Below are 7,536 nucleotides of genomic sequence, written 5' to 3'. Positions count from 1 at the left end.
GACACCAATCAATTATAGGTTGTTTCTTAGCAAAGAAGCGCTAGCTTCTGTATTTCTTTTATCGAAAAAACAGGGTATGTTTTTTCTTGACATACTGGTTGTTTTGTTCAGTTTTCAAGGAGCAAAATCTTCATTGTTGTTTTTTAGCGACAACTTTTATATCATATCACGTTGCCTATATTATGTCAACAACTTTTTTTGAAAGACTTTTTTAATTCATTCACCGCTTCTCAAATCAGCGACTTTAATAATATATCACGTTTGTGCTTTAGATGTCAACAGCATTTCGCTATATATTTTTCTAACTACTGTCGCTAAATGGTTGTTTCATTTGAGCAACGGATATAACTTTACCACGGTTATATAACCAAAGTCAATAATCTTTTTCATTTAATTAATTGTCGTTAAATATAATCAGATGACACTGTATCCTATTCGATTAGCACCTAGCTTGTTTCTACTTATATGACTCTAATATGCACATGTTCTGTGAAAACGATTCTAAAATAAGAAGAAAATATGCTATACTAACATTGTATTTAGTAAGGAGGACAAACAGTATGTCTCAACTAGTTTATTCAAGTAAAATAAATAAAATCCGATCTTTTGCCTTAATACTTATCTTTTCAGGAATTGTATTAATGTACGTTGGTTTATTATTTAAGAAAACCGAGTGGGTAATGCTAATCTTTTTCATACTAGGAATTATCGCAATCGTACTTAGTACTGTTGTTTATTTGTGGATTGGGATGCTATCGACAAGAGCAGTTCCCATTATATGCCCATCCTGTGAAAAACCAACTAAAATGCTAGGACGCGTAGATGCTTGTATGCATTGCAAGCAGCCATTGACACTTGACAAAGCGCTTGAAGGTAAAGAATTTGACGAAAAATACAATACGCGTAAATACCAGAAAGAGCTCAAAGAAAAACAAAACAACAAGTCAAAATAACATCTGCCGTTCGGTAGATGTTTTTTTACGAAAAGAATGAGGCGATATCCATGATACTAGTAATTGATAATTATGATTCCTTTACCTTTAACTTAGTGCAATATATTTACCAGCTTGATAAGGAAGTAACTGTCAAACGACATGATGAACTTACAATAGAAGAAATCCGTTCACTCAACCCATCCCATATTCTAATCTCACCAGGACCGGGCAACCCAGATACAGCTGGAATATGCTTGGAGGTTGTAGAACATTTCTATCAGGAGATTCCCATTCTCGGTGTATGCTTAGGACATCAAATTATTGCCCAAGCATTTGGTGGGAGGATTATCAAATCAAAAGCACCTACCCATGGCAAGCTTTCTTCTATTGACCATGATGGAGAAGGAATCTTTACCGACTTACCTAATCCTTTAGGTATCACGCGCTATCATTCTTTAATGGTAGATCCAGAACATTTACCTAATTGTTTAGAGGTTAGTGCAAGAACAGAATCAGGTGACATTGCGGCACTTCGGCATAAAACATTTCCTGTAGAAGGTATTCAAGGGCATCCTGAATCAATATTATCCGAAAGCGGCCTTCAATTATTAGCTAATTTTTTTTCAATTAAAAAGGAGTATGTTTCATGAGAACGAATAATACGATGCTCCATTTTGATTTTAATGGAAAGCCAACTACATTTCGTAACCCAATCAAAATCATTACAGCCTTTGAACTGGAGCAGGTCATTCCTGCCTTCGAAAAGGTTCAAGAAGCGATTCAACAAGGCTTTTATGCTGCTGGCTTTGTTTCCTATGAAGCAGCACCAGCATTTGATTCGGCCATGGAAGTACATGCGAATAATCAATTACCACTACTTTGGTTTGGCATTTATGATTCCCCATCTACAGATGGACTACTACCAAACCATGAGAGCTATCATGCAACAGCGTGGCAACCTGATACTACTATCGCCGATTACAACAATGCCATTAATCAGATTAAAGCGTACATTGAACAAGGTGATACATATCAAGTTAATTATACGATTCGAATGAAATCACAATTTAATGGCGAAGCAATAGGTTTATACCATCAGCTTGCTAGCTCGCAGTCAGCCAATTATAGCGCCTATTTAGATATCGGGGGACACCGGCTATTATCCGCTTCACCGGAATTATTCTTTCATTTAAAGGATGGAAAGGTAACCACTAAGCCGATGAAAGGAACGGTTGCTAGAGGTAGAACCGCAACCGAGGATAAGGAGAATGCGGAATGGCTCTATCACTCGGAGAAGAATCGCGCAGAAAATGTGATGATTGTGGATTTACTTCGCAATGATCTAGGTGTTATTGCCAAGCCGGGTACGGTGAAGGTACCCGAACTATTTTCCATTGAGAAATATCCAACTGTCTATCAAATGACCTCCACCGTTACAGCAGATATTGATGAGTCGAAAAGCATAACCGAAGTATTTCAGGCATTATTTCCTTGTGGCTCCATTACGGGAGCGCCGAAGATTAGCACGATGAGAATTATTAAAGAATTAGAAACCTCACCTCGTGACGTATATTGTGGTGCTATCGGGTTTATCACACCTGAAATGGAAGCAATCTTTAATGTTCCAATTCGAACCGTCATCCTCGATGATGCTGGCAATGCCACCTATGGTGTTGGGGGCGGAATTACCTGGGATTCCACTGATAAGGACGAGTATGCTGAGGTGTTAACAAAGGCAAAAATTCTAAGCAATAAACAGCAGGACTTTAAGCTTTTAGAAACAATTGGATTAGTTAACGGGGAATATCTTGTATTGGATAACCATTTGAATCGTATCCAAAACTCCGCTTCCTATTTTAATTTCGCGTTAGATCATCAAGCTTTAAAAGAAGAGCTTCTAGAAATAGCTAATCAGTATAAAGCTGGGAAATGGAAGGTTCGAGTATTACTATCTCGAATTGGAACCACTACTATCGAAGCAGTACCAGAAGTTTTTGAAGAGAAGGAGTTACATGTCTCCCTGGCAAAGCATCCTATCCAGGAATCGAATATCTTTCTTTATCACAAAACAACAAATCGCATTTTTTATGAAGAGGTGTTGAAGCAGTCGCCACATGTATTTGATGTCCTATTATGGAATGAACAGGAAGAGATAACCGAGTTTACCAAAGGGAATGTCGTGGTAGAGCTAGATGGGAAGTTCGTCACACCACCAGTTAGCTGCGGCTTACTTCCAGGTACGTATCGTGAGGCTTTATTGCAGGATGGGAAAGTCTCTGAGCGAGTCATCCGTGTTGAGGAGCTAGGGAGTTGCTCTAGCATTTGGTTTATCAATAGCGTGAAGGAATGGGTTAAAGTAAAGCTTATATAAAAATAAGCCCTATTACATGACAGGATGTAATAGGGCTTTTTTCATATTAATGTTTTTGTGTTTCAAGCTGCTGACATTCTTCACATGTACCGTATACTTCCATTCGATGGTGACTGACATTAAATCCTGTTACTTTTTGAGCCAAGGATTCCACTTCATCTAATGATGGGTAATGGAAATCAACGATTTTTCCGCATGATTCACAAATGATATGATAATGCTCAGTTAGGTTGCATTCAAATCGGCTTGAAGAATCACCGTATGTCAATTCACGAACTAATCCAATTTCACGTAGAACACGTAAATTATTGTAAACAGTTGCAACACTCATATTAGGAAAGTTTCCTTCGAGTGCTTTATAAATATCATCAGCTGTCGGGTGAATGGTTGCGTTTAGAAGATAATCAAGCACCGCATGACGCTGTGGTGTAATTCGGACACCTGACTCTTTTAAAGTATCAATTGCTTTTTGAAGTCGTTTTTCAGACACGTCATGCACCTCGCTTTCGTGAAATTTTCAAGACTAATAATATTATTAGATTATAATCTTTACAAATAGTGTACGCTTATCCATGGAATTTTGTCAATATTAGTATATTGTAATGTCTCAAATATTATAACTAATTGATAATGAGAGCACCTTGTTACAGTAAAAAAGCAAGCAGTACGATTACCTACTGCTTGCTTCTGGTTAAACATCTGTATTTAATGGTAGCTCTGTTCCACCCAATGCTTTGTTCACAAAACGTGCAGCAACAAATAGGTAATCCGATAAACGATTTAAGTAAGATGATACCAATGGATTCAACTCATCCCCTATACCAACCGCTAGTCGTTCTGCTCGACGAGTGACAGTGCGAGCAACTTGTAGTGCACTAGAAGCACGATGACCAGATGGTAGAATAAATTGCTTTAACGGCTCTAGATGCTGATCCCACTCATCGATTTGTGCTTCAAGCTCTTGAATATGCTCCTCCTTCAACTTCCATGCTACCTCTTTATCACTCGGGGTTGCTAGCTCGGCACCAACATGAAAAAGAATCGTCTGGACACGGTGCATTTGCTCTAAGAACTTGTCTTTTCCTTCCCATACTTCCTGCTCTAGTAAGCTCGAGGCTAAGCCAATCATGGAGTTTGCCTCATCACATGTTCCATAAGCCTCTACTCGTACATCGTTTTTCGGCACTCGCTTCCCATAGACAAGCGACGTTTTTCCCTTGTCACCTGATCGCGTATAAATTCTCATCCTAATACCCCCTAGTCGGATCTACTAAATTAATATAGTCTTCTTCTCCGTTCAGCATGTTATCTAGGTTGTCTTGGAAAATAGCTAAGGCACGAACCAAATAATTCGGTGATTGCCCGGAAATATGTGGTGTTACCGTAATACTCTCTTCATTCCAAAATGGATGGTCCGCTGGTAATGGCTCTTGTTCAAAGACATCTAATACAGCATGGGCAATCTCTTCATTTTGAATTGCTGTTAACAAGGTCGAGCTTGCGACAACGTCCCCTCTACCGATATTTAAAAACACCGCACTGTCCTTCATTAATGTAAAATGTTCTTCCGTTAACAAGTACTTTGTTTCACTTGTACTTGGGAGGACAGATACAACAAAATCCGCTTCCGGTAATACGCTGTTTAGATTATCAATTGTATGGGTGACATCAAAATACTTAACAAAGCGTCCACTTCTAGATACACCGATTGTCTTCATTCGGAAGGCCTGTGCTAATCGAGCTACCTCCTGCCCAATCGCGCCAGTACCTAACACGAGCATTGTCTGACCGGTAATTTCTTTCATCCGAACACTTTTATCCCAGCTGCTCTTGCTCTCATTTACCGCTAATTGCTTTTCTTGGCGGTACACCTGTAGCAACATGGAAAGCGTATATTCAGCCATTTGAACCTTATGAATTCCGCGGGAGTTCGTCACAACAATTCCTCTTTCCTGAATTGCTTGAAACGGTAAACGTTCTACTCCGGCAGATAAGACCATTATCCATGATAAATTGGTTGCCTTTTCAATTAGTTGCTCGTCGACATCATCGCCATATGTAACAAAGACAGTTGCTTCTGCTAAAAATTCTTCTGCTTCGTCAATGCCTTCACAGAAGATAAACGCTTGATTCGGATACTTCTCCTTTAAAGTCTGCTGATGTTTGTCAGATAGTTTTGCGGTAAAAAGGATAGCCAACAGTAAATCCCCCTTTAGAAATTGTTCAACAATTGCTACTTCTATATTATACGTAATGGATTGTTTGAACAAACAAAAAAGGTGGAGCCATCCACCCGTACCACGATACGCCGCTACTCTAATATCGTTTTATTAACATTCTTTACCAGCTTCATTGTTGCTCGATACAATATTTTGAAGTCTAATTTATAGGAACAATTTTGTGTATAGAAGAGGTCATAGTTAATCTTCTTGCCATGGTTATCATTCGATACACCTTTTACTTGGGCATATCCAGTTAGCCCTGGCTTTACCTTCAGTCGCCTCGCTTGATAGCGATTATAGTAATCGGCAATTTCCGGAACCTCAGGACTCGGTCCAACCAGGCTCATATCACCCTTTAGGACATTTAGTAATTGGGGCAATTTATCCAGATGGTATCGTTTGAGCCATAGCCCTGTATCCGTATAGGTAACATATTTATCTCTGCTAATTTTAAAATAGCTCGGTACACCTTTTTCCCATGATCTCGGAAATGGGTACGGTGGTAGTGCACGGATTACCTTCGAAGCATTTGTCGTCGTACGGAAGGAATACATCGTAAAGGCACGGTTGTTTTTCCCTACTCGAAGCTCACGATAGATAATAGGCTTCCCTTCTTTTTTATTGATTCGATAGCAAATGAAAAGAAAAAGTGGTGAGAGTAATAGAAGCAAAGAGGCACTAAAGAATAGATCAATCAGACGTTTAAAAAAGAAAAATAGATTAATATGAATAAAGTAATTGGATTTCGTTTTGGCAGATTCTAGCATCCCCACTATATACACCTCATTTTTATAGTTGTACAAATATAACTATTTCATCTTATTCAGAAGATGAGAGGTATATAACATCGTAATGAAAAAGTAATATTTTGGTAGCTTGCCCCTAACTAATTGGATGGGTGATCTTCACTAGCTCTGGTATTCTCCATGAAAAAAAGGCCCAATAGTGGGCCTTCCTGTTACGATAGGTTTTCTTTGATATAAGTTAATGCATCCTCCACATGACCTTCTACTTTGACCTTTCGATATTCCTTGCGAAGAATGCCTTCTTTATCGATGATAAAGGTAGAGCGCTCGATGCCATAGTATTCTTTTCCGAAGTTCTTCTTCAGCTTCCAGACTCCATATTCCTCTGCTACTTGGTGTGACTCGTCTGCAAGCAATAGAAATGGTAAATCATGTTTATCAATAAACTTTTGGTGATCTTCAATCGGGTCTGGGCTAATGCCAACGATGACAGCATCAAGCTCGCCAAAGCTCTCATGCTTATCACGGAAATCACATGCCTCAGTCGTACAGCCTGGTGTCATATCCTTTGGATAGAAATATAACACGACATGCTTTCCTTTAAAATCTGCTAGATTAACTTCCTTGCCATCCTGGTTTGGAAGGGTAAACGTCGGTGCGACTTTTCCAATTTCTAGACTCATTTTCATACCTCCATCCATAGTAGTTACATGTTCACTATAGCATTTTCACCGCTTATAATGCTAATCACGTGCACGGTCTTGATTGGAATTATGGACTAACCCAATCACAAAGGCAGTTGGAAGAACATAGCCAATAAGCGCTTCTATTAACGCTAGTAATCTCCCAATGCCAATCGGTGTAATATCCCCATATCCAATCGTCAGCATCGTCACCCCACTAAAGTAAAAGGAATGAATCATCGAACCAATTGGACTGACCTGTCTTAATTCGCCACCCTCTACAAGTAATATCCCTTCGAATGATAGAATAAAATAAATTAAGCCAAATCCAATAATAACAATGGTATAGGTAATGATTAATGTATAAAAAATCTCTGATGAAAACCGTCTTTCTCGCATCTCCACCCCAAATAATTTCTTCTCTCCTCTAATAAAGTCGAACACACTCTTAGAGATGACGTAGCATACAGCTGCAATTAACAGCCATGTAATGATGGTCATACAATCTTCCTTTACAAATATTGTTTATTATATTCGTATGCGAGTACCTCGGAGTGCTTGTCATTTATTTTGCAGGAC

General features: G+C 38.9%; 9 protein-coding genes. 3 read left to right on the top strand and 6 right to left on the bottom strand.

Features of this window, described 5'->3' with window-relative positions:
- Window positions 1–560 precede the first annotated feature (560 nt).
- Genes ABC228_RS14095 through pabB form a run of 3 tightly spaced genes read left to right on the top strand, consistent with a single transcriptional unit; the run spans window position 561 to window position 3,306 of the window.
- On the top strand, window positions 561–953 hold the full coding sequence (locus ABC228_RS14095) for a YgzB family protein (RefSeq protein WP_345825785.1): 393 nt from the start codon (window positions 561–563) through the stop codon (window positions 951–953).
- A gap of 50 nt (window positions 954–1,003) precedes the next feature.
- Window positions 1,004–1,585, top strand: a complete 582-nt coding sequence (locus ABC228_RS14090) for an anthranilate synthase component II (RefSeq protein WP_345825784.1) — start codon at window positions 1,004–1,006, stop codon at window positions 1,583–1,585.
- A complete protein-coding gene (pabB, locus tag ABC228_RS14085; protein WP_345825783.1) occupies window positions 1,582–3,306 on the top strand; it encodes an aminodeoxychorismate synthase component I in 1,725 nt (574 codons plus the stop codon). The genes ABC228_RS14090 and pabB overlap by 4 nt, the downstream gene beginning before the upstream one ends.
- A 46-nt stretch (window positions 3,307–3,352) precedes the next feature.
- Here the strand turns inward: pabB and perR are convergent, their stop codons facing one another.
- The 6 genes from perR to ABC228_RS14055 all read right to left on the bottom strand — a co-directional run bounded on the left by perR (window position 3,353) and on the right by ABC228_RS14055 (window position 7,458).
- Window positions 3,353–3,796, bottom strand: coding sequence for a peroxide-responsive transcriptional repressor PerR (perR, locus tag ABC228_RS14080; RefSeq protein WP_345825782.1), 444 nt, complete (start codon window positions 3,794–3,796; stop codon window positions 3,353–3,355).
- A gap of 201 nt (window positions 3,797–3,997) precedes the next feature.
- Window positions 3,998–4,552, bottom strand: coding sequence for a cob(I)yrinic acid a,c-diamide adenosyltransferase (locus tag ABC228_RS14075; RefSeq protein ID WP_345825781.1), 555 nt, complete (start codon window positions 4,550–4,552; stop codon window positions 3,998–4,000).
- Between the two features lies 1 nt (window position 4,553).
- Window positions 4,554–5,504 carry a D-2-hydroxyacid dehydrogenase gene (locus ABC228_RS14070; protein ID WP_345825780.1) on the bottom strand — a complete coding sequence of 317 codons (951 nt, stop codon included), beginning with the start codon at window positions 5,502–5,504 and terminating at the stop codon, window positions 4,554–4,556.
- A gap of 113 nt (window positions 5,505–5,617) precedes the next feature.
- Window positions 5,618–6,295 carry a sugar transferase gene (locus tag ABC228_RS14065; RefSeq protein WP_345825796.1) on the bottom strand — a complete coding sequence of 226 codons (678 nt, stop codon included), beginning with the start codon at window positions 6,293–6,295 and terminating at the stop codon, window positions 5,618–5,620.
- 191 nt (window positions 6,296–6,486) lie between these two features.
- Window positions 6,487–6,957 (bottom strand): thioredoxin-dependent thiol peroxidase, encoded by a 471-nt coding sequence (bcp, locus tag ABC228_RS14060; protein ID WP_345825779.1) that lies wholly within the window; start codon window positions 6,955–6,957, stop codon window positions 6,487–6,489.
- A gap of 60 nt (window positions 6,958–7,017) precedes the next feature.
- Window positions 7,018–7,458 (bottom strand): potassium channel family protein, encoded by a 441-nt coding sequence (locus ABC228_RS14055; RefSeq protein WP_345825778.1) that lies wholly within the window; start codon window positions 7,456–7,458, stop codon window positions 7,018–7,020.
- Window positions 7,459–7,536 lie beyond the last annotated feature (78 nt).

It is taken from the genome of Ornithinibacillus xuwenensis (genome assembly GCF_039614845.1).
GTDB lineage: Bacteria > Bacillota > Bacilli > Bacillales > Amphibacillaceae > Ornithinibacillus > Ornithinibacillus xuwenensis.
Note: the sequence above shows the minus strand (reverse complement) of the source record. Positions and strands in the feature narration are given on the sequence as shown.